Raw genomic sequence first — 25307 nt, forward strand, 5'->3', positions numbered from 1 at the left:
ACCTTATTAAACCTCTCGACTGCGCTCGAGGAGACATTATCTCTATTAAATAAATTTTAAAACCAAAGTTGTTAATGCTATTAAAATAGTAGCCAACAAAACTCCTTTTGCCCTGTTATCTTGTTTCTTTTTGATAAAAATAAAAAATACAAACAAATTAGGAATAGCAGCTAAAGACAATACTTTACCATATAAATCTCCATCTTTTATTAAATCTATGGTTTCATAAAATCCATATTTAGAAATGTATTCTAAATACAAAAAGATGCCTCCAAAGGTGGCAAATAAGGAAACTAAAATGCCTATTAAAATATCTTTTTTTACAGTTCCCAAGCGTTTAGTTTTTGAATCATGTGATGTGCTGTCATATCAAACTGAACAGGAACTACAGAAATATATCCGTTTTCTAACGCAAAAAGATCGGTATCTTGCCCTTTATCTTTGTTTACAAACTCACCAGAAAGCCAATAATACTCTTTTCCCATTGGGTTTTTTCGTTTATCAAAAATCTCTCTCCAATACCCATTTGCTTGTCTACAAATTTTAACTCCTTTTATTTCTTCCTTTTTTAATTTTGGAATATTTACATTTAAAACAATCCCTTCTGGAATACCGTTTAACAAGGCATTTAAGGTAATATTTTTTATAAAATCTGCTGATTGTTTAAAGTCTGCATGCCATTTAAAATCTAATAAAGAAAAACCAATTGCAGGTATTCCTTCTATTCCTGCTTCTATAGCAGCACTCATGGTACCCGAATAAATAACACTAATCGATGAATTTGCTCCATGATTAATCCCAGAAACACATAAATCTGGTTTTCTATTTAATATTTCATTCACCGCCATTTTTACACAATCTGCAGGTGTACCAGAACAGGTATATTCTAATTGTGGGCCTTCATCAATTGTTATTGGATTACAGGTTAACACATTATCTACTGTAATAGCATGGCCCATCCCACTTTGTGGACTATCGGGTGCAACAACAACCACTTCACCAATTTTATTCATTATGCCAATTAAAGCTCTTAAACCAGGAGCTGTAATCCCATCATCATTTGTAATTAAAATTAAAGGTTTGTCTTGCATCATTTTCGTTTAAAGTTCAAAATTAAGAATTCAAAATTACAGGAAGTTTTCAATTTAAATATTGAACTTTAAATTTTGAATTATTTTAAGCAAATATAATTGATTTTACACGATTTTCTTTTTAACATTTTGTAAAGAATAGAATTTCTCTTTTTTACGTAATATTGTAATAGTCTAATCTGTTTTTCTAATTAAAAAACATCAAACAGTTGTAAAAATTATTTCTGAATATTTTATAAAAATCGATAAAAAGAGAACGAAATAAAACTTCCTAAATAATTTTGGCATTATTTTAGTAGATTAGCAAAGCAGAAGGAGTAATTACAGAATTAGAATCACGACATAAAATTTATGAAGACAAAATATAAAATTACCACATTTTTATTAGCAACCTTGCTATTTGTAACTAGCTTGCAAGCTAAAAACACAAACATAACTCCCAACTCAGATCCTGAAAAGGATAAAATTTTAGTGTACATTTTAAGAAACATTCTTACAAGAAGTCATTTTGTTGTAAAAGATATGAATGATGATTTTTCTGAATATGTTTTTAATGAATTTATTGACGGATTAGACCCAAATAAAAGATATTTTACACAAGAGGATATTAAAGAGTTTTCTAAATTTAAATATGAAATTGATAACCAACTATTAAAAGAAGATGTTTCTTTTTATAACTTGGTATATGATCGTTTTTCTAGCAAAATTAAAAATGCAAAATCTTATTATGGTGATCTGTTAAAACAACCTTTTAACTTTAAGAAAAACGAAACGATTGATGTTGATTACGAAAAAGTTCCGTTTGCTAAAAACGAAAATGAATTAATAGACTACTGGCGCAAACAGCTAAAGTTAAGTACACTAATTAGAATACAAGACAAATTAGAAAAACAAAAAGCTAGCGTAGAAAAAGATAAAAATTATAAGACTAAAAACTTTAGTGAACTAGAAAAAGAAGCTCGTGAAGAAGTGCTTAAAAACATGGACGATTTATATATTAGAATCGAAGAATTAGAACATGAAGATTGGTTTTCTACTTTTTTAAACACTGTAGTTGGTGCTTTTGACCCGCATACAACGTATATGGCACCAAGTATAAAAGAACGTTTTGACCAAGATATGTCTGGTAAATTAGAAGGAATCGGTGCTCGTTTGGTAAAAAAAGGAATTTATACTGAAATTTTTGAATTGGTTTCTGGGGGGCCTGCTTGGAAAGAAGGAAGCTTAGAACCTGGTGATATTATTTTAGAAGTTGCACAAGCAGACAAAGAACCATTAGATATTGTGGGCATGCGTTTAGATGATGCAATTAAATTTATTAAAGGAAAAAAGGGTACAGAGGTTAGATTAACTGTTAAGAAAAAATTAGACGGTACTACCAAAGTAATTTCTATTATTAGAGATGTTGTAGAATTAGAGGAAACTTTTGTAAAATCTAGTATTGTAGAAAAAGATGGTAAAAAGTTCGGAATTATAGATTTACCAAAATTCTATATAGATTTTGACGAACAAAACTATAGAGACTCTGCAAAAGATATGGAGCAAGAAATTGCAAGGTTAAAAAGCGAAGGCGTTACTGGTTTAATTGTTGATTTAAGAAATAACGGTGGTGGATCTTTAAAAACAGCTATAGAAATTAGTGGTTTATTTATTAATGAAGGGCCTATTGTACAAGTAAAATACAGAGGAGAAAACCCTATTATTAAAAAAGATATCGACCCTAAAATTCAATGGGATGGAGCTGTTGTAGTGTTGGTAAATGAGTTTTCTGCTTCTGCATCAGAAATTTTTGCTGCTGCAATGCAAGATTACAAAAGAGCTGTAATTATGGGAGGAAATCAAACTTACGGTAAAGGAACAGTACAAAGTGTATTGCCTATTAATCAATTTACTAAATATGACAAAGATTTAGGTGCTTTAAAAATGACTATCCAAAAATTCTACAGAATTAATGGTGGTTCTACTCAAATAGAAGGCGTGTATTCTGATATTGCAATGCCAGACAGATATAGTTATATGAAATTTGGTGAAAGAGATTTAAGTGGTGCATTAGCTTGGGATAAGGTTAAACAAGCAGACTATGTGCAAACAAATACTTATCAAAATTTTTCTGATGTAATTTATAATAGCAAACAAAGAATTGCTACAGATACTAAGTTTAAATTGATAAACGAATATGCAAAATGGTTAAAAAAGAAACAAGATGACACTTCTTATACCTTAAATTATAAAGTATTTGAAAAAGAAAATGCTGCTAATGAAAAAGACGCTGAAAAATTTAAAGCAGTTTTTGATTATAAATCTGATTTAAAGTTTACTTCTCCAGAGTATGAAGTTCCACTATTTAAAAAAGACACCACATTAGCAGATAAAAGATTGGCATGGCATAAAAACCTATCTAAAGACGTTTATGTTTATGAAGCTTTAAATGTTTTAAGTGAATTAAAACTAAACACAAACAATAAATTAGTAAAACACTAAAAGTAACAACTTAATTATAACAAGCCTGATAATATCCAATATTATCAGGTTTTTAAATTTCTAATAAGATGAGTTTTAAAGTAACATTTCATACAAAGTGGTCTGACTTTGACCCAAACAGGCACATGCGCCATACGGCATACAATGATTATGCAGCAGAAGTAAGAGTGCGCTATTTTAAAGATCAAAATTTTTCTATAGAAGAGTTTACAAAACACAACATTGGCCCTATATTATTTACAGAAGAAACTTCTTTTAGAAAAGAAATTCATTTAGGAGAAAACATAACGGTAGATTTTAAAGTTTCTGGCTTATCAGAAAACAACGAACGCTGGAAAATTACACATCAGGTTTTTAATGAAGCAGGCAAACTGTCTGCCATTATAAAAGTATATGGAGCTTGGATAGATTTAACAAAAAGAAAACTTACCGTACCACCAAAAGAAGCACAACACTTGTTTGATATCGCAGAAAGAAGTGACGATTTCGAAAAAATAGCGCTTTAAAAGAAATTAAAGGGCAAAAAAAAATCGCTTAACAATGTTAAGCGATTTTTTTTATGAAAATTATTCTACCAGAATAATGCATATAATACTGCAAGTAACACACACACTATAAAAGAACCAATGTTAAACAACGGAGTTGTTTTAAATAAGTTATCTGTAATCTGAATTGCTTTTTCATCATCAGCACCTTTATTTTGAATATTACTTAAAATAATAGTAATTATCATAGTTAATAACGTTGCAATTCCCATTTGATGCATCCAAGGCTCAAAAACTGCAATTGGAATAAACTTTAAAGCTAATGCAATTGGAATCGATAATAATGCTCCCCAAATTGCCGCGTTATTAGTTGTTTTCTTATAAAACAAACCTAACATAAACACTGCTAAAATACCTGGACTCACAATACCTGTATATTCTTGAATAAACTGAAATGCTTGATCAATATTACCTAAAAGCGGTGCAACAATAGCTGCAATTAATAAAGCAACACCTCCAGAAATTCTACCAACATTTACTGTCTTTTTATCATTAGCCTCTTTATTAATATATTGTTTATAAATATCCATTGTAAAAATGGTAGATGTAGAGTTTATCATAGACGCTAAAGAAGAAACTACAGCTGCTGCTAATGCTGCAAAAGCCACACCTTTAAGACCCGTTGGTAAAAATTGTAATAACCAAGGGTACGCTTTATCAGCTTGTCCAACAGAGGGTACATTTAACATACCTGCTCCACCTAAATTAGCCATAATCTCTGGATCATTTACCATAACAAACGCTGCAATACCTGGTACAACAACTATAAATGGAATTACTAACTTTAAAAATGCTGCTAATAAAATTCCTTTTTGAGATTCTTTTAACGATTTAGCTGCTAAAGTTCTTTGTATAATATATTGGTTGAAACCCCAATAATATAAGTTTGCAACCCATAAACCACCAACTAGTACCCAGATACCAGGTAAGTTCACATAATTATCGTTAGATTCGTCTAAAATCATATGGAATTTTTCTGGTGCCGCATCCATAACTTTAGAGAAACCTGCCATCATTCCTTCTCCTCCAGAAACGGTATTTAAAGCTAAATAAGTTGTAATTAAACCACCCAAAACTAAGAAAACAACTTGTATAACATCTGTCCAAGCTACTGCAGATAAACCTCCATATAAAGAATAAGCCGCTGCAAAAAGTGCTAAACCAATGATTGCGTAAATCATATCTACACCCATAATTGTTTCAATTGCCAATCCTCCTAAATAAAGTACTGATGCAAGATTTACAAAAATATAAAGTCCTAACCAGAAAATAGCTAAGATTGTTTTAAGGTTGGTAGAAAATCGTTTTTCAACAAATTCTGGAATTGTATATAAACCTTTTTCTATAAAAATAGGTAAGAAATATTTACCTACAATTAATAAAGTTAATGCTGCCATCCACTCATAAGAAGCAATTGCAATACCTAGTGCAAAACCAGAACCAGACATTCCAATAAATTGTTCTGCAGAAATGTTTGCTGCAATTAAAGAGGTACCAATGGCCCACCAAGGTAAAGACTTACTTGCTAAAAAATAGTCTTCGGCATTTTTTTGATGACCTTTCTTATCTCTAGAAACCCACAAACCAACACCTAAAATTAAAATGGCATATGCTATAAAAACTACATAATCCCACATATGAAAACCTGCTGTCATAATTGTTATTTTTTGTTTTAGTTAATTAATGTCAAATATATGTATATTAATCTAAGATTAATAACAAAATCTCCTTTTTTTACAAACTAGTGGGTACTGGTAGGTATTTGTTATAAAAATTGTATATTTGTCTAATCTATGATTGAAGTTAAAAATAAAATAGGAGTTCCAAAATACAAACAAATCATCCACAATATTGAGGATGCAATAAATAATGGAGAACTAAAAAAAGGAGATAAATTACCTTCTATAAACGACATTAGAAAACTGAACAAACTCTCTAGAGATACGGTTTTAACAGCTTTTAACGAATTAAAAAATAGAGGAATTATAAAACCTGTAGTAGGAAAAGGGTACTATGTATCTAGCGAAAACATAGAGGTTCAACAAAAAATATTTTTACTTTTTGATGAATTAAACTCCTTTAAAGAAGATTTATATAATTCGTTTTTAGAAAATTTAACAGACAATATTCAAGTAGATATTTTCTTTCATCATTTTAACGAAACTATTTTTCAAAAACTGATACAAGATAATGCAGGTGACTATAATGCGTATGTAATTATGCCTGCAAGTTTTAAAAATACAAGTGAAACGATTAAGGTACTACCAAAAGATAAAGTGTACATTTTAGATCAAATTCATAAAGATTTAGAAGATTATCCATCTATTTATCAAAATTTTGAAAAAACAATTTATACGAATTTAAATACAATTTCAGAATCCATAAAAAAATACAAAAAACTTAATCTTATAGCTTTAAATCATAATCAACCTAAAAGTTTAATTAAAGGTTTTGTTCAGTTCTGTGAAGAAAAAAATATCCCTTATGAAATCGTTGAAAAAACATCAGAACAACTTTTAATAAAAGATGAGTTATTTATAATTCCTGATGATAAAAGTTTATTACGAATTATCAAAAAAATGAAAAAGCAACACTTTGTATTAGGGCAAGATATTGGAGTTCTTTCGTATAATGACACTATACTTCATGAAATTGTAGAAGGCGGAATTACAACAATCACTACCGATTTTAATGAAATGGGACAAAGATTAGCTCAAATGATTTTAAATAAAGAACAATTAAAAATAGAAAACCCAAACAAACTTATTATTAGAAACTCAATATAATATCAAGTGTATACTATAAATCATAACTCAGAAAAAAATATTTTAGAAGTAAAAAATTCTGACAACTCAGTTTTTGGAAAAATTTACTTAGACCAAGGAGCTAGCTTACAAGAACTAACTTTAAAAGGACATGCAATTATACAAGATTTGCATCCCTTAAAATACGATTCTACCTTTGCTTCCTCGATTTTATTTCCGTTTGCAAACAGAATAAAAGATGGTAAATACTCTTTTAACAATGAAGAATTTCAACTAGAAACAAATCAAGAAGAAGAAAGAAATGCCTTACATGGTAGTGTTTACAATAAAACATTTAAATTAATAGAACAACAAACAACAGAAAGTTCTGCAAATCTAACTTTAGAATATACAGAGCATACTAAAACAGCAGGTTTTCCTTATACTTATACAATTCAAGTAACGTATGTTTTTAATGACAACAATGTAAGTTTAGCTATATATGTAAAAAATACGGACACTAAAACTTTTCCTTTTACTTTAGGGTGGCATCCTTATTTTATAAGTGATAATTTATCTGAAAGCGCTTTAAATTTTGATTGTGATCAAAAACTAATAATTGGAGATAGAAATATTACTACAGGTGCAGAAGACGTTAAAGCAAAAGTAACATTAAATATTAAAGACAAACAATTAGATGATTGTTGGGTTTTAAAAACAGATAAAGTTCAGTTTAATACCCCAAAATATCAATTAAACTTTTCTTCTTCAGTAAAAGATAATTTTTTACAAGCTTATACTCCACCAAGATTAAATACAATAGCAATAGAACCTACTACCGGAGTTTCTGATAGTTTTAATAATAAAATAGGGCTACAAACATTAAACCCTAATGAAGAATATTCCATTGTTTGGAAAATAAACATTAATAACAATTAACATAGCAAACATGAGTGCAACACTAGTTAAGGATGTGAAAGAGACATTCATCAAAAAATTTAAAACAGACCCTTTATTAATTTTTTCACCTGGAAGAATAAATATTATTGGAGAACACACAGATTATAATGATGGTTTTGTATTTCCGGCAGCCGTTAATAAGGGAATTGCAGCAGCTATTCAAAAAAGTGATTCTGGTAGTTCTACGGCCATTGCTTTAGATTTAGACAGTACAATAGAGTTTGAACTAGATAAATTAAAACCTTCTAAAGAAGGAAGCTGGGAAAATTATGTTTTTGGTGTTGTTGCCGAAATTCAGAATAAAAATAAAGTGATTGGTGATTTCAATATTATCTTTAAAGGTAATATTCCTGGAGGTGCAGGTATGTCATCTTCTGCAGCTTTAGAAAATAGTGTTGTTTTTGGTTTAAATGAAATATTTGATTTAGGACTTACCAAACACGAAATGATTATAATATCGCAAAAAGCAGAACATAATTATGTGGGTGTAAACTGTGGAATTATGGATCAATACGCAAGTATGTTTGGGATAAAAGACAATGCATTGCACTTAGATTGTAGAACGGTAGAATCTAAACCTTATAAAATAGATTTTAAAGATCATCAATTAATGTTGATAAATACAAACGTAAAACATAGTTTGTCTGATAGTGCTTATAATGATAGACGTTCTGCTTGCGAAGGCGTATCTGCATTATTAGGTATAAAAGCTTTAAGAGATGCTACTGAAGCAGATTTAGAAACTATTGCAGACAAGGTAACACCAGCCAATTACCAAAAGGCATTATATATTATACAAGAAAACGAAAGAACTCTAAAAGCTGCAAAAGCTATTGAAAATAATGATTTAGAGTTATTAGGTTCTTTAATTTATCAATCTCACGAAGGTTTATCTAACCAATACCATGTTAGTTGTGATGAATTAGACTTTTTAGTAGACCAAGCTAAGAAAAACAAACACGTTCTTGGAGCAAGAATGATGGGTGGTGGTTTTGGTGGTTGTACCATTAATTTAATTGATAAAAGTGAAGCAAAAGCATTTGCGGAAACGGCATCTAAAGCTTACAAAAATAAATTTGACAATGAATGTTCTGTATATTTTATTGAACTTTCTCAAGGAACACATATCGTAAAATAATCAATTACAAGACTAAAAAGATGAGTAATACAAATTTACAAGACTATTCGCATAAGCGTTTTAATATTCTTACAGGAGAATGGGTTTTAGTTTCTCCACACAGAGCTAAAAGACCTTGGCAAGGACAAAATGAAGCGGTAAATAACGAAAAAAGACCATCTCATGATGAATCTTGTTATTTATGTGCAGGAAACACAAGAATTAACGGGGAAATAAACCCAGAGTATAAAGATGTTTTTGTTTTTACAAACGATTTTGCTGCTTTACAAAACGACTCACCTACATTTGATGTAAATGATGGACTTCTAAAAGCACAAAGTGAAACAGGTATCTGTAAAGTAATCTGCTTTAGCCCAGATCACTCAAAAAGTTTAGCAGATATGTCTGCATCAGAAATTCAAAAAGTAGTTTTTGCTTGGCAAAGAGAATTTACTGAATTGGCTGCAAATCCTAAAATTAATTATGTGCAAATTTTTGAAAATAAAGGTGCAGTTATGGGATGTAGTAACCCACACCCACATGGACAAATTTGGAGCCAGTCTTCTTTACCAAACGAAGTTGATAAAAAGAACACGCAACAATTAAACTATTATAACAATAATAATAGTAGTTTGTTAGGTGATTATTTAACGCAAGAATTAGAAAAGAAAGAACGTATTATTTTTGAAAATGATGGGTTTGTAGTTTTAGTTCCTTTTTGGGCTATTTGGCCTTTTGAAGCTATGATTGTTCCTAAAAAACAGCAAGCTAATATATTAGAGATGAATGAAGAAGAAGCTTTACAATACGGAGAAGCAATTGCTGTTTTAACCAAAGCTTACGATAAAATATTTAACACTTCTTTCCCTTATTCTAGTGGTATTCACCAAGCGCCAACAGACGGAAATGCAAACAAGCATTGGCATTGGCACATGAGTTTTTACCCACCATTATTAAGAAGCGCTTCTGTAAAGAAATTTATGGTAGGTTATGAAATGTTTGGTACTCCGCAAAGAGATATTACTGCAGAACAAGCTGTAAAAATGATAAAAGATTGTTTGTAGAAATTACAAACTTCTACAAAAAAAGCTTCTCATAATGAGAAGCTTTTTTTTATACTTTTATTACAACAATGTTGTTATCAACCTATTCTTTAATCTTGTATACTTTAACAAAAATCAACTTAATGACTTTTTTACTTGACTTTTAATAAGTATCAAAAAGTGATATGAGTTTTAATTCTTTTGTAAACTTTTCTATGTTAATTTGCTCCTCTGATGAAAATTTTATGCGGTATTTTTTCTTCGGTAAAACATCAAAGTAGTTGTTTGAGAAATGTCCTTTTTCTGAAGTAATTAAATAAATATTTTTCACTAAAACGTTCGATGAAATTTCTATTTCAACTTCTTTCTCATGCTGTGTTAAAACGAAATACTCAATTGTTGGCTTTAATAATTCTAATTGATTTGGTTTTTCTAAATAAAAGATAGTTTCATCAAAAACTACATTATCTACACCCACCAATTCTGAAACTAAAAAAGTATTCTCTTTCTTTTCTCCATTGATAAAAGCAACTTCGTTTACATCAAAATAAACACCACTTGTATTCTGTTTTATGGTAACATTCTTCTCTGTTTCCTTTAAAACAGCTCCCTTAAAGTTGATTAACTTTATTTTTAACAAAGCCTTTTTATCCTTTAATTTATCAGAAACAATATGAACTTCTAATTTATCGTCATTCTTATAAAACATTGTTTTTATAGGCTTGTACAACTCTTTTACAGTGTAATGTGCCGCTTTCCAGTTTCCATAATAATCTATTGTAGACCACGAAGCAACCGGCCAACAATCGTTAATTTGCCAATATAAACTCCCCATACAATAAGGCATATTTCTTCTATGGGCCTCTATAGCTATTTGCATTGCTGTACTTTGTAACAACTGACTTACATACAAAAATGATTGAAAATCTTTAGGCTTATGGTACCAAGAATTCATATACATTTCTATATTCTTATTACCAATATTAGAACGCTGGTGCGATTGCATTACATCAGAATAAATATTTTGATCTTGCTTATTTGTATATTTTTTTACCGATTGATAATCCGGAAAAGATTGAAAACCATATTCAGACATAAAACGAGGTATTGCTTCATTATATGATAAAATAGATTCTTGATTTCCCCAAACTCTCCAATAATGATAATCGCCAGCAGTTAATGTTGCATCCTCTCCTCTTGCAGAAGTTGGTGAAGAAGCCCAATAAAAAGTATCGTTATCAAATTTTGCTACTATTTCTGGTAAAATTTCATGAAATACATTTTGATATCCATTCCAAAGAACATCTACCGTTTCTTGACCCTGATTTTTCTTTATTTCATCAATCCAACCCCAGTTTTTCCAAGCTGTAAAATTCTCGTTATTACCACACCATAATGCAATACTTGTATGGTTTCTTAACCTTTTAACATTGTATATAGCTTCTTTCTTTACACTTTCTAAAAAAGAGGTATCTCCAGGATACATCGCACACGCAAACATAAAATCTTGCCAAACTAAAATTCCATATTTATCACATAAATCATAAAAAATATCCTTTTCATAAATACCTCCGCCCCAAACACGAACCATATTATAATTAGCATCTACCATATTTTTAATTACCTTCTCGTAATCTTTTGTGGTAACTCTATCTAAAAACACATCTTGGGGAATGTAGTTTGCACCTTTCATAAAAACAGCGTGACCATTTAGTCTAAAATAAAAACTCTCACCAACTGAATCCTTTTTTTGAATAACTTTTAATGTCTTTAATCCGATTTTATGAGAAACCAAATCAAACAAATTGTTACCTTTTTTAAGTGTTACATCAACTTTATATAATTTTTGATTACCTAAACCATTTGTCCACCATAATTCTGGATTCTTAATTTTTATAGGAATATCAATCTTATTTACACCTTTTTTAAGTGCAATTTCTTGTTCTAAATATTGATGATCATCTATTTTGATAAAAACCTCAGCACTTATATTATCTACAGCTTCTATTTCTAATTTAGCATTTAACACAGCTACTTCTTTAGAAATATTTTGTTGTTGTAAATACACATCTTTTATAACAGCATTATTCCACGCATTTAACTCAATCTCTTGCCAAATACCGCTAGAAACTAATCTTGGTCCCCAATCCCATCCAAAGTGATACCCAGCTTTACGATTAAAAACTGCGACTTTCTTTTTACCTAACCCACCATTTTCTGATTGATCATTTACTGCATTTGGTAATTGATACCCTAATGCTTCTCTTTTTTTCAGCCCTTCTTTTATAGGAGAATCAAAAACAATCTTTAAACTATTTTCTCCTAGTTTTATATATTGTTTAATAGCTATTTTATAGCCAATAAACATATTATTAGTCTTTAAAATAAGAGAATCGTTTAGATAAATAGTTGCATACGTATCTAACCCTTTAAAATTGAATTCTATTTTTTGTTTATCAAAAACAGTTTTATCTACAGTAAAAACAGTTTTATATTCCCAATCTTTTTTATCAATCCATTGAAGATCTTTTTCATTTAATCGATAAAAAGGATTTTCAATAACATTATTGGTAAGTAAATCTGTATGTACAGACCCAGGCACTTTTGCAGGTAACCATGTAGAATCTTTGGTTGCTTTAAACAACCAATTTTTTTCTATTTTTTTAGAAATAAAACTAGGCGAATCATTACAAGAAAACATAAAAAGCACTAATAGAAAACATACTAAATAGTGATAAAACTTAGAAAACATATAACATTTTTATTTATTTTAATAAAAAACAGCAATCTCTTTAAAATATGTAAACTAAAAAGATTACTCTAAGCTTAATACTTTAAAAGCATATCTTCTTCCTAATTTACGAACACCAGCAGAATTAAAATGGACATTATCTTCTCTAAGCGTGCATCCTTTTGAAGAAATTACATAAGCCGTTGGAATCGTTTCTGGTAATTTATCAATTATTTTATTCATACTTGCACATACACCTTTTTGTGCTTCATTAGCTACTTCTCCTGCAATTAAAGGCACTTCTTCTGCGGTTAAAGACAAATCGGATAAAATATTATTATAAATTGTTTTAACATACAAAGGCCAATTGGCATCATCTTGATTTGTTTCTCCTTGATGTAAAAGAATCCCTTTAATTACGCCATCTTTTTTAGCTTGTTTTGCCAACTCTATAAAACGCTTGTAAGGATTCCCTCCGTATGCTTTAATTTTATCTTGAAACCATTCTTCTGGGTAGGTATCTGTAAAATTCTGCCATTTATTTTTATCAAACAAACGAATATCACAACCACCAATGGCCACATTTACAACGCCTACAGTAACTTCTTTAGGCAAATTTTCAACCATAGTTCTTCCAAAATAATCAGCTGGCGAAAGTCCTCCCCAACATTGACTTAATGGAGGTATTGCTATAGTCCATTCCCCTTTTTTTCGTTCAGAATCGATACAATTCATTGGCGCTAAAACCTTAAACCTATCGTTACCAATTTTATCTTGTTCTTCTATAGTTGCAGAACCTTCCATATTAGACTGTCCGAAACATAGGTAAATATGAAAATTAGAATCTTGTGAAAACATATTGAATGTTAAAAAAAATAATCCTATTAAAAATAAATTTTTTCTTGTCATTTTTTAATCTTTTAATGTTATAAAATTATTTATTACTAAGTTTCCTTTTCTACTTTAAAAGAAATACCAAATACTTTTTTAATGATACAACTCTTTCTTAATTATTGAAATAGATATAAAACAAAAAGGCATAGCACAATTAATACCACACACCAAACCCTGAAATTTTTATAAAACGGCACACCAATAAGTTCTTTAGATTCTTCTTCATAAATCTTCTTAGTCCATATTAACTCTTTAATTTTCTCTTCGTCATCTGGTTTAGAGAGTAAACTTACTACCACAATTATAATTGCACTAAACACAAAATAGAAAGGTACTTTAAGTAAAAAATGAATATCTCCTAAAAGCTCATAATTAAAAGCAACTTTTGCCACAATAGTAGTTATAGCAGCAAAAGCACCGCCCATTAAACCCCAAAAAGCACCATGCCTATTAATACGTTTCCAAAAAACACCTAAAAAGAAAACAGCAACTACAGGCGGAGCTATATAGGTTAACATTTCTTGATAATATTTTAATAAAGAATCGAATTTAGATACAAATGGTACCCAAGCTACTGCAAGTATTAAAACAACCATAGATACTATTTTACCAACGTATACTTGCTCTTTTTGTGAGGGTTCTTTTTTAAACTTGGTATAAAAATCCATTGTAAACAATGTAGCTACAGAATTTAACAACGCACTTAATGTAGATGTTAATGCCGCTACCATTGCCGCAAGCATAAGCCCTAACAATCCTGTTGGCATTAATTCTATAACCAACTTAGGATACACCATATCGTTTTTAGGTAAATCTGGAAATAAATGTTTACCAATAACCGCAGGAAAAATGATAACAAAGATTAAAGATACCGTTAAAAATCCAACAAGAAGTATTCCTTTTCTACCATGATCTATAGATTTTGCTGTTAAAACACGTTGCACTAACACCTGATTATTTCCCCAGAAATAGAATCCGAGAATCGGAATTCCGACAATCATACCTAACCAAGGAACGGAAGAATCATTCATTGGACGAATTAATTTCATCATATAATCGCCTTCTAAAAGCAAGTTTTTTAAATAATCTAAACCACCATTATTCATGGCTAAAAAGGTTAAAATAAAAGTTCCTACCAATAATAAAATACCTTGAATAAGATCTACTTTTATGGCTGCGGATAAACCTCCTGGAATGGTGTATGCTGCCACAACCACTGCAAAAATCATAGACAACTCCATAATTGTCATACTAGGAAACACTAATTTCATTAATAATGATGCTGCATACAAAGCTCCTGCGGCATCTAAGAAAGTAGATCCCATTAGCGTAATGAATGAAAAATAGTATCGAGAACGTTTATCAAAACGTTTTTCTAAAAACTCTGGAATCGTAAAAATTCCCGACTTAATATAAAACGGTAAAAAGAACATTGCAAAAAACACCATTACCAGAACCGATATTAAATCGTAATTAAAAACAGCTATTCCGGTAGAATACGCATCACCACTTTTACCAATTAAAGTTGTGCTAGAAATACTTGCAGCAAATAATGAAAACCCAATAACTGGCCATGTCATGTTTCGACCTGCAAGAAAATAATCGCTTGTAGATTCACTTCCTTTTTTAGATGATTTAATACCAAACCAAACTATAAAAATAAAATACACAACAAGCACTGTAATATCTACAACTCCTAAATTATAATCCATAATATATTTTTGACAAAACCTTTAGAAAGGTTATTTTATTAAAATTGAACTTAAAAAAACGACACTGTTCTCTTTTACAGTAACAACTATATTTTTTTCTTTAGAATCTAAATCTATTTTTTTTGTAACCACAGGGAAACCATCGGTATTCACCGGTCTATTTTTTTCTGAATATTCATACAAATAAATAGATGCATCTAACATCAATAAAGAAGCATCCAATCCTATAGTTTTAGATGTATTTGACTGATTTACGATAGCTACTGTAAATGTCTCGTTATTTCTAGAAGCAACAGCACGAATACTATCATTAGCAACTGAATAAACAGGTTTGTAAATAGTAGATTCTGATGGGAATAAATTACAAAGAAGCGTCCAAGAATAAGCCCAAGGTCGTGGTTTTTTATCAACTTCTAAGTCACCAAATTCTTCTGCTAAAATGTTCCACATTCCCCATTTTTTTAGCTGATCTTTTTCTCCTAAATCACCTACTGTATGCATCGCATCATCTAAATCCCAAGCAATGGTTCCACCAACACCTGCAAGCATACTTTGTATTGCCGCATCTGCCATATCTACCCCATAAAAATAATCGTAGACAAACATAGAAGAATCATCAGCCCCAGCATACGGGTCCGCCTCTCCTTTTGCTTTGTTTTTGATGTTTAAATCTCCACTATACTTCATCCCTAATTCACCTAAAACTAAAGGTTTTTTAGTCTTTGCAATTTCTGATGTAAAAGGTTCTAGATAAGAAATAAAGTTACCCGTTCTAATTAAATCTTGATCGGCATAAATATGAAAATCATATAAACCAGTAATCGAATCTAATTCTGTTACGGTAGAATATACCCAATCATCCGCTTTTTTAGGATGAGAAGGATGATTCCATTGCGTTACAGCATCGGGACCAGAAAGTTGTATCTTTTTATCTAAACTAGATTTCTTTAAAGCTTCTGCTAACATTTTATAACCGGTTTTCCATTGTTCCCAATCTCCATCGGTTGATGCCCAGTAACCATTTGGCTCATTTACTAAATTATAATATTGAATACAGGTATATCCTTTTTCGTTAATTAAATGCTCTAAATATTTTACAATCATATTTGTCCAACGAGGATCATCTGCACGCTCAATTTCTGGAATAGATTCATCTAAATTCCACAAACCAGGTGCCCCCCATTCTCCAAAAAGGACTTTAATATTTCTTGATTGGCAATAATCTAAAAGTTTATAAAGACTTTTTATTTCTTGCGTATCAAAATCTAAAATAGGTTCTCCTTTTTTATCCAAACCTTTATAGTAGCGCCATGCAGCAACATCCATCACTCTAATGATATGTGGTTTTACAAAATCTAACCGTTTATAAAGTGTATTCCATTTTTCATCTGTCATTAAAAACCCCCATTCTGCATTGTTAGCATCTGCATGCGGATATGCAGACCACTGAACACCATGCCCAATAAACGGAACATTTACCGTATTGGTTTCATTAAAAGAGATTAGAACATCAACTTTTTGTTGATTATTTGTTTGCTTACAACCAATAAAAAAAAGGATAAAAGATGTTACAAAAAATAGAGTGATGGCTTTTTTCATTTTACTTTTTTAATGCTTCTAAAAGTTCATTTACACTACAAGTTGCTAAACCAATATATTTATCGGCAGCACCATAGTATACGTATAATTTATCGTCTATAATTACATTTCCAGTTGGAAAAACACAACCTTTATAATAACCATTAATTTCATAATCATGCTCAGGTTCCATAATCCAGTTTTCTAAACGACCTATTACTTTTGTAGGATCGTTTAAATCTAATAATGCAGCGCCAGCACGATAATATCCTAAACCACCATTTTCTACTCCGTGATAAATAACTAACCAACCATCTTTTGTTTTTAATGGCGGTGTGCTACCTCCTACTTTTTCTTCCCATGTACCATTTATACCAGAAATTAATAATGTACTTGGCTCTTCCCAAACCATTAAATCATCTGTAAAACGAATCCAAATAGCTGGTTTTTCTGTACCATATGCTTCTCCAATCCATTCTTTTGGTCTGTGTAACATAGCAAATTTTCCGTTTATCTTTTCTGGAAAAAGAATAACATCTCTATCATCTAGATTAGCCGTTGTAATTCTACCTAATCTTTTAAATTTTTTTAAATCTTTTGAAATTGCCAATCCAGAATTTGCAACGTTATTTTTGTAAACCAAAGGAGTATCTTCTCCTGATTCTGGTAATAAAATAACATCGTGAGCAAATTTCCAATATTGCCCTGGAGGAAACGGTCTGTATGCATAGGTAACATAAAATTCGTCTCCAAATTTTGCTATTCTAGGATCTTCTACACCTCCCATATCTGGTCCATCGATACTTGGAGAAAAAACAGGTTCATTAGACGTTCTTGTAAAATTAACCCCATCTGTACTTTCTGCTAAACCAAATCTAATAAAATGTTCTTCATCATCTCCGGCTGCTCTATAAAGCATTGAAAATTTTCCATTTTCATGCCAAACACCAGGGTTACAAACCACAATGTTTTCCCAGTAATTATCTGGATTTGGGCTAAAAATAGGATTCTTTTCATGTTTTTCTAAACGTAATAATCCTGTTTTATTTTCTTTAATAGTATTCATTCTATGGTTCTATAATTTTTAAACTAATATTTTAAAGAGGTATACAAAATACCTTTCACTTTCTTTTTTAACATGTAAACAATTAAATAACAAAACTTAACTGTTACTTTTTTTTAAAGCATATTTGTAAAAATGGTAACTGATTGACCTGGTATGTCCATTTTATAACTTCCGTCTAACGCAACTAGAACATTATCTTCTAGAGGAACAGGAAATCCTTTTGTATCCACCACACCTTGAAACCCACCATCAAATTTAGAGGTGTATTGATATTTTGATACTTTATCAAAAGCAAACATTTGATCTGCCACGAGCGCTAAATTTGCATAACTTACGTAGTTAGAGTTTACAATAGCAATGGTATATTTATCTCCTTTTCTTGCTGCAATAGCTTTCAATCCTTTTTTGTTTGGAAGCTCTATTTCTATAATATCTGATCCTTGAGGAAAATATCTACAAAGAAGAGATACTGGATAGAAAAATGGTCTTATTTCTTCGTCTGCACTACTATCAAAAGCTTCTTCTCCTAAAATATTCCAAAAACCCCATCGTTTTAATTTTTTAGCATCTGCACCCGTTTTCGATCCTGTTTCGTTATACATAGCATCATCCATATCCCAAATAAGAGCTCCAGAAAATCCTGCCATCATAGTTTGTACAATAGCATCACTTACATCCACTCCATAAAAACCATCGTATACAAACATATTGCTATCTGTAGAAGAATATGGGTCTGCAGCTATTCTTGCTTCGTTTTCTTTTTGTAACTCTACATCACTATCGTAATACTTTAATCCAATTTCGCCAACTACAATTTGTTTATCAGCAGGAATCGAATTTTTGTAAGCCTTAAGAACACTTAAATAATTATTACCGTTTACAAAGCTTTTGGTTGCATATGAATGAATATCATACAATGCCATTTTGCTGCCAAAATCACTTTCTGCTTTTGCAACCCAATTAGTATCATTTGCATCACCAAAAACAGCTAAATCTGGACCTGCCAATTTTACCAACTGATCTACTCCTGATGTTTCCATTCTTGTAATAAATTCTGATGTAACGGTTTTCCATAAGTTATAATCACCTTTTGTAGTAGACCAATCACCATTTGGTTCATTAATCATATTGTAATATTTAATGCAGGTATACCCTTTATCTTTAATTAAATAATCTAGATAGTCTACGGTATAATCCATCCATTTATAATCAATTTGATTTTTATCACCATTTAAGAAAACATGCCCCCACTCTCCAAACATTACTGTTATGTTATTATCAGTACAATATTGCATCATTCTATGAAATGCTTTATTGGTTTTTGCCGGGTTATATATACTTCCGTCGTCTAGATAATTCCATCCTGCACTAATCATTATTCTGATGAATGGCGGACGCATAAAATCTATTCGTTCTTTAAGCTTTGCCCAATCTGCTTCTGTAAAATCATCATTACCTGTCCAACTTTCAATGATATCGAAGCCTCCCCATTGCGCTCCATTTCCAATAAAATTGGTTGAAACTGTTGTTTTATTTTTAATAATTAAATCTCCAGAAGGTTTTGGTAATTCAGTAGTAGAATCTGAACAAGCCACAAAACTTGAAAAAATTAAAATTAATAAAGAATGTATCATAAATTTATTCATAGTTATAGATATTCTATTTATAGTTATACAACACTGTGTTTGGTAACACATTATTGAAAAAATTAAAAAGACACGGTTTCATATAATAAAAACATATCGTTTCGGTTCTCGTATCTACCGTGTTTCTTTTGCTATTTATTATTGTTTTATAAGTGTATACCATAAATTTGTAGTTGCTACAAATTTATTAGTATGATCTCCATAATAATCGTCCCAATTAGTTCTACCCAAGTCTTTTGCACCTGGTTCTAAAGGTAATTTTAGCGTGGTATCATTAATTTTATCAAATGTTTTTGTAGTGTAAGATTTTCCGTTAACAACAAAAGTAACCGAGTTGTCTTTGTTTAAAATCCACTCTCCTTTACCAACTGGTAATTGGTTAAATCTAACATCCCAATTTTCACTTGTTCTAGCATAAACATAAGATGCTGCTAAACCATCTGCACCTAGTGTACGTTCATAATTACCATATACTAGGCCTTCATCATTTGCACCTTTAACAGGACCAATAATTATTATATCATCTAAACCAGTAGAAGATGCTGTTAATAAACCAGAAAGATCTGCCTCTCCTGCATTTCCCCATCCATTACCATCATCCCATTTTATGGAATAGTTAGATATTGCCCAACTTCCTTCTAATTCATTAATAAAAGGTTCTATAAAAATAGTCCATTCTAGTGTTTCTCCTTTTTTAGAAGTTACTGTAACTGTTGATTTCTTTTCTGGATTATCAAAATTTAGCTTGTCTCCACTAGCAACATTTGCTTGTGCATCATAAGATAAAACCATGTCTGTAATATCTACAGCTGCTAGGTCTAAGTTACTTGCATTTATAGTAATGTTTACGGTAGCTTCATTTGCTGATCGCTCTATACGAGCTAAACCAATTTGTTGTTTTAAACCAAAATCGATAATGTTACGTTCATTATTCCAATTGCCTTCATTAACGTCTTCCATCAAATCTTTTTCACACGAAGAAAAGACAGATACTAAAGCTATTAAGAAGATGCTATATGCTATTTTTTTCATCTTTATATTTTTTGAATATTAATAATTACTTTGCATTTGGATTTAGATCTAATTCTCTTAAAGGAATAGGATAAAATGCTGCTTCGTCTTCCGTTAAACCTGATGTTTGCGCTTCTGAGATATTAGAAATAACGGTTGCAGTTCTTCTAAGGTCAAATAAACGATGCCCTTCAAATGCTAACTCCCATTTTCTTTCTTGTAAAACTGTTTTTCTAAAATCGGTAATACTCATACCTGTTGTAACATCTGCAATACCTGCACGCGTACGAATTTTATTTAACCACATTTCTCCATCTGCAGTTGGTCCAACAGCTTCTGCATATGTTAATGCGATATCAGAAAAACGAATCATTAAAGGTCTAGTACTTGTACGGTTACCATTAAAATTAGGATCTAAATATTTAGTACTAAAAGTAGCAGGAATGTTTCCATCACTAACGCTACCAATACTATTACCATCTGCATCAAATATTTCATTACCCATTAAATCTGTTCTACGCTTATCTGTAAGACCATAAGAAGTTATAAATGAAGGTGCAATATGATAAACCTCCCATCCATTTTGTGTAGGTTCTAATACTCCATTTGCATTTTTTACATAGTATGATGCTCCTGGTCCCCAAGGCATCCACATTAACATAGACGAACCAAACTCTTCTGTATTATCTCCTGTTCTATCCATACTAATAAGCCAAATATGCTCAGGTCCATCTGGTTTTTCTACGTTATATACGTTACCAAGTGAAGTATCAAAACCAAATTCAGATTGCTCATTTAATACTTTTGCAGACCATTTTGCTGCTTGGGTATACATTTCATTTGCATCAACATTCATATCACGATATCCTGCAGCATTATTATCTTTACCAGATGCAATATTTAAATAAACTTTAGATAAGATTGCCCAACTAGCTACTTTATCAAAATGCCCCACTTTTCTATCTATAGAAAGAAGAGATTCTGCAGTATTTAAATCTTCTAAAATAAAATTATAAACTTCATCTAAATCTTTTGCCAATGCAGGTGTTGTTTGTGCTTCTGTACTAACCAACTGCTTTTGCATAGGTACTTTACCAAAAACTCGTACCAAACTAAAATAACTCCAAGCTCTAATTGTATACGCTTCTCCTAAAATTCTATCTTTATCTGCTTGATTAAAATCTTGGTCTACTACATTTTCTATAACTCCATTTGCTCTATTAATAGCGATGTAACAATATTGAAAGAAATCTGATAGTGTACCGTTATTTTTGGTAGACTTCCATTGATCTAATTCTTGAACTCCATTTCCTTCACCTGCTTTTACAGTCATTATTTCTGTTGATAAATCACCAATATCTACCATCCCTCTGTTATACCCGAGGTAATTAAATGCTCTATAAGCATATAAAAGTGCCGCATCTGCATCTTCTACAGTTTTATAAAAATTATCATCAGAATAGAAACCATAAGGTTCTTCCGTTAAATCGCAAGAGTAAAAGCCTAATACGATAATACTTACTATATATATAAATCTTTTTTTCATGATTTTCTAGATTAAAAAGTTAAATTCAAACCAAGCGTAAAACTTCTTGTACGTGGATAACCACCCCAATACACACCATCTAACCCAACTTCTGGGTCGTACCCGTTAAAATCTTTAGAAGTAAACGTGTATACATTAGTTGCGTTTATATAAATACGTGCCTTAGATAAAAATGAGGTTTTATCTGAGCCTAAAGTATAACCAACGGTTAGGTTTTGTAACCTTACAAAAGAACCATCTTCTACAAACCAATCACTTAACAATAAGTTTCTAACAGATCTTAGTTTCGGAAAATTATTGCTTGGGTTGTCTTGCGTCCATCGTAATGGCATTGTATTTGCCTGATCTAGTTTACCTGGATAAAAAATATCGTTTCCAAAAACACCATTAAAAAACATCGATAAATCAAAATCTTTATAGGTAAAATTAAGACCTAAACTTGCATTAAAATCAGGATTTGGGTCACCAATTACAGTTCTATCTCCTTCATCAATAGTACCATCATGGTTAATATCAACATATTTAAATTCACCTGGTAAAGCCATGTTTCCGGAAGCTCCAGACGCTAATCCTTCTTCTAGTTTTTGAATAATACCATCCGTTTTATAACCATAAAACACATTTAACGGTTGTCCTACACCATAAATATTAGAAGTTGCCATTCCGAAAGTATCAAAACCAGTACCTTGAAATTCATAATCCATTCCTGTATTTGGGTCTTTTAATAACCCCATTGAAACACCATCTCCTAAACTTGTAACTTCGTTACGGTTAATAGCTAGCATTAAATTAGATGACATGGAAAAATCTTCTCCATTAATAATATTTGCATCAATAGTAACTTCAATTCCTTTATTCAGAATTTCACCATCGTTTACCCAAATTCTACTATAGCTAGATGATAAAGGCAAGAATTTTTGACGCAATAAATCTGTTGTTGTCTTTTTATATAAATCTATTGTAGTTTTTAGGCGGTTGTTTAAAAAAGACATATCCAAACCAAAATTTAACTGAGACGTAGATTCCCATTTTAAATCTTTGTTAGGAATACCCGACCAATAATTATAACGATAATCAGGACCATATTGTCCACTAATATAACCTGGGCCAATAGTTGTTTTCCACTGTCCTTCATCATAGTAATTCTCTATACCATATCTACTTAATGTTTGGTAAGGAGCAATTCCTTGATTACCAGAAATACCATAACTTAAACGCGCTTTTAACTCATTAAAAATTCCTAAATCGTTTATAAATCCTTCTTTATGCGCTTTCCAACTAATAGCTCCAGATGGAAAATATGCCCATTTATTATTTTCTCCAAATTTAGAAGAACCATCTGCACGCATAGTTCCAGTAAATAAATACTTATCATTAAATGTATAATTTAAACGACCATAATAAGAAAGTAGTTTTGTTTCTGATTTTCCGTTTGATATTTGATTTGCTTCAGGATCTCCTGCACTCATATTTTCATTACCCAACGCTTCATTTATAAATCCTTTAGCCTTCAGTTCTGAAGAACGACTTACGGTGTTTTGGTAAGATTGACCTACCATTACATCTAATTTATGTACCTCTTTAAAAGTATTATTATAGGTTACAAAAGTTTCTGATAAAACATCTTCACTCTCCCAATTAGTTATGTAAGCAACACCATCATAATAATTACCCTCTAAAGTATAAGCACTTGGCAAATACCTATCTCCTATTGTAGAACCATACTTATAGTTTAATTGCGTTTTAACACTTAAATGCTCGTTTAAAGTAAAATCGAACAAGTAAGAAGAAATTACATCTAAGCCTTTAGAAGTATTTAATACATTTTCGGTGTAAGCCAACGGATGATCAAAGTCTTGAGATGATGTTCTAAAATAATCTCCATCTGCATCATACACTGGCCAAAGCGGATTTCTGTAATATGCAAGACCTCCATTATTGTCTCGTTTATTTTTTGATATAATATTTGATGTATTAATTTTAAGCCAATCACTAAATTTATGAGATACTCCTAAATTAATAATTTGTTTCTGATAATCATCTTCAATATAAACTCCTTGCTCTTTTAATAAGTTACCACTAATATTAAAAGATGTTGTATCATTTGCACCTCTTACAGAAACAGTTGTATTGGTAGATATTGGTGCATCTCTAAAAACAACATCTGCCCAATCTGTATTGTGGGGCCATACTCCACTTGCTATTTCAGACAAAGAAGGGTAATAAACACCTGCAATAGTTTGCCCTATATAATTAGGAACCATTCCATCATTTATACTACGCTCATTACTTAACTCAGCCATTAATAAAGGATCTTCCCAATTAATTAAGTTTGATGTAAAACTCTTTACAGAAGTTTGATGATTAATTTCTACTGATGCTTTACCAGACTTGGCTCTTTTAGTAGTAATCATAATTACCCCATTTGCACCTCTAGAACCGTAAATTGCAGAAGCAGAAGCATCTTTTAAAACTTCAACTTTCTCAATATCAGCAGGATTAATTTGTTTTATGTCACCAGCTCCTCCAATAGGAAAGCCATCAACAACTACAAGAGGATCATTACTACCACTAAATGAACTACCACCTCTAATACGTATTGTAGCTCCGGCTCCTGGCTCTTGAGAAGCCGTTACAACTTGTAACCCAGCAACTCTACCTTGCAACAATCCATCAACTGAATTTGCAGGTATCGATTCTAATGCCTCCATTTTTACACTAGACACAGAACCTGTTAAATCACTCTTTTTAACAGAACCGTAACCAACAACAATAATTTCATCTAAAGCGTCTACGTTTTCTTTTAAAATAACTTTAAACGTTCGCTTCGTTCCAATTTTAGTTACAACATTATTATAACCTATATAAGACAACTCTATTTGGGAATTTTCACTTTTAACTGTGATTTTGAATTTTCCATCAAAATCTGTAGTTGTCCCATTACTTGTTCCAAATTCAACTACAGATGCACCAGGCAATGGCATACCAGTTTCATCTGTAATAACACCGTCAATACTAATTTGAGCGTTTATACTTGTAAAGCATAAAACCATCAAAACAGTAGAGAAAAGCCATATTCGATTTTTTTTATTCATTGAGTTTATTTTTATAATTTTAATTATGGTTCAAAATTATAGAAGTA

18 protein-coding genes are annotated in these 25307 nt (G+C 30.9%); 6 read left to right on the plus strand and 12 right to left on the minus strand.

The features are described from left to right. Window positions 1-45 precede the first annotated feature (45 nt). Window positions 46-333: a hypothetical protein gene (locus WHD07_RS08065; protein ID WP_343330763.1), complete on the minus strand. Its 288-nt coding sequence runs from the start codon at window positions 331-333 to the stop codon at window positions 46-48. Continuing rightward, a complete protein-coding gene (gene surE / locus WHD07_RS08070; RefSeq protein WP_105050633.1) occupies window positions 321-1091 on the minus strand; it encodes a 5'/3'-nucleotidase SurE in 771 nt (256 codons plus the stop codon). Before surE ends, WHD07_RS08065 begins: the two co-directional genes overlap by 13 nt. Before the next feature lie 351 nt (window positions 1092-1442). Here surE and WHD07_RS08075 point away from each other — a divergent pair, with 351 nt between their 5' ends. After that, complete coding sequence (locus tag WHD07_RS08075; RefSeq protein WP_343330764.1) at window positions 1443-3572, plus strand: carboxy terminal-processing peptidase; 2130 nt, start codon at window positions 1443-1445, stop codon at window positions 3570-3572. A 68-nt stretch (window positions 3573-3640) separates the two neighbouring features. Next, complete coding sequence (locus tag WHD07_RS08080) at window positions 3641-4078, plus strand: thioesterase family protein (protein ID WP_343330765.1); 438 nt, start codon at window positions 3641-3643, stop codon at window positions 4076-4078. A gap of 65 nt (window positions 4079-4143) precedes the next feature. Here the strand turns inward: WHD07_RS08080 and WHD07_RS08085 are convergent, their stop codons facing one another. Continuing rightward, on the minus strand, window positions 4144-5772 hold the full coding sequence (locus tag WHD07_RS08085) for a sodium/sugar symporter (RefSeq protein ID WP_343330766.1): 1629 nt from the start codon (window positions 5770-5772) through the stop codon (window positions 4144-4146). A 138-nt stretch (window positions 5773-5910) separates the two neighbouring features. Here WHD07_RS08085 and WHD07_RS08090 point away from each other — a divergent pair, with 138 nt between their 5' ends. Genes WHD07_RS08090 through WHD07_RS08105 form a run of 4 tightly spaced genes read left to right on the plus strand, consistent with a single transcriptional unit; the run spans window position 5911 to window position 10002 of the window. Continuing rightward, window positions 5911-6903 (plus strand): GntR family transcriptional regulator, encoded by a 993-nt coding sequence (locus tag WHD07_RS08090; RefSeq protein WP_343330767.1) that lies wholly within the window; start codon window positions 5911-5913, stop codon window positions 6901-6903. A 6-nt stretch (window positions 6904-6909) separates the two neighbouring features. Continuing rightward, entirely contained in the window at window positions 6910-7800 is an 891-nt protein-coding gene (locus WHD07_RS08095; protein ID WP_343330768.1) for an aldose 1-epimerase, read from the plus strand. Window positions 7801-7810: 10 nt separating this feature from the next. Beyond that, window positions 7811-8959: a galactokinase gene (galK, locus tag WHD07_RS08100; protein ID WP_343330769.1), complete on the plus strand. Its 1149-nt coding sequence runs from the start codon at window positions 7811-7813 to the stop codon at window positions 8957-8959. Window positions 8960-8979: 20 nt separating this feature from the next. After that, window positions 8980-10002: a UDP-glucose--hexose-1-phosphate uridylyltransferase gene (locus WHD07_RS08105; protein WP_343330770.1), complete on the plus strand. Its 1023-nt coding sequence runs from the start codon at window positions 8980-8982 to the stop codon at window positions 10000-10002. A gap of 142 nt (window positions 10003-10144) precedes the next feature. Here WHD07_RS08105 and WHD07_RS08110 read toward each other — a convergent pair whose 3' ends face one another. The 9 genes from WHD07_RS08110 to WHD07_RS08150 form a co-directional block, all read right to left on the minus strand. Then, window positions 10145-12733: a beta-mannosidase gene (locus tag WHD07_RS08110; protein WP_343330771.1), complete on the minus strand. Its 2589-nt coding sequence runs from the start codon at window positions 12731-12733 to the stop codon at window positions 10145-10147. 63 nt (window positions 12734-12796) lie between these two features. Beyond that, window positions 12797-13621, minus strand: a complete 825-nt coding sequence (locus WHD07_RS08115) for a sialate O-acetylesterase (RefSeq protein WP_343330772.1) — start codon at window positions 13619-13621, stop codon at window positions 12797-12799. 101 nt (window positions 13622-13722) lie between these two features. Beyond that, a complete protein-coding gene (locus WHD07_RS08120; RefSeq protein WP_343330773.1) occupies window positions 13723-15318 on the minus strand; it encodes a sodium:solute symporter in 1596 nt (531 codons plus the stop codon). 30 nt (window positions 15319-15348) lie between these two features. After that, window positions 15349-16917 carry a cellulase family glycosylhydrolase gene (locus WHD07_RS08125; RefSeq protein ID WP_343330774.1) on the minus strand — a complete coding sequence of 523 codons (1569 nt, stop codon included), beginning with the start codon at window positions 16915-16917 and terminating at the stop codon, window positions 15349-15351. A 1-nt stretch (window position 16918) separates the two neighbouring features. After that, a complete protein-coding gene (locus WHD07_RS08130) occupies window positions 16919-17962 on the minus strand; it encodes a glycosidase (RefSeq protein ID WP_343330775.1) in 1044 nt (347 codons plus the stop codon). Window positions 17963-18075: 113 nt separating this feature from the next. Further along, complete coding sequence (locus WHD07_RS08135) at window positions 18076-19596, minus strand: cellulase family glycosylhydrolase (RefSeq protein WP_343330776.1); 1521 nt, start codon at window positions 19594-19596, stop codon at window positions 18076-18078. Window positions 19597-19746: 150 nt separating this feature from the next. After that, window positions 19747-20640: a hypothetical protein gene (locus WHD07_RS08140; protein WP_343330777.1), complete on the minus strand. Its 894-nt coding sequence runs from the start codon at window positions 20638-20640 to the stop codon at window positions 19747-19749. 25 nt (window positions 20641-20665) lie between these two features. Beyond that, entirely contained in the window at window positions 20666-22165 is a 1500-nt protein-coding gene (locus tag WHD07_RS08145; RefSeq protein ID WP_343330778.1) for a RagB/SusD family nutrient uptake outer membrane protein, read from the minus strand. A gap of 11 nt (window positions 22166-22176) precedes the next feature. Then, complete coding sequence (locus tag WHD07_RS08150; protein ID WP_343330779.1) at window positions 22177-25260, minus strand: TonB-dependent receptor; 3084 nt, start codon at window positions 25258-25260, stop codon at window positions 22177-22179. Window positions 25261-25307 lie beyond the last annotated feature (47 nt).

The sequence above is a fragment of the Polaribacter staleyi genome, assembly GCF_038024045.1.
Classification (GTDB): Bacteria; Bacteroidota; Bacteroidia; order Flavobacteriales; family Flavobacteriaceae; genus Polaribacter; species Polaribacter butkevichii.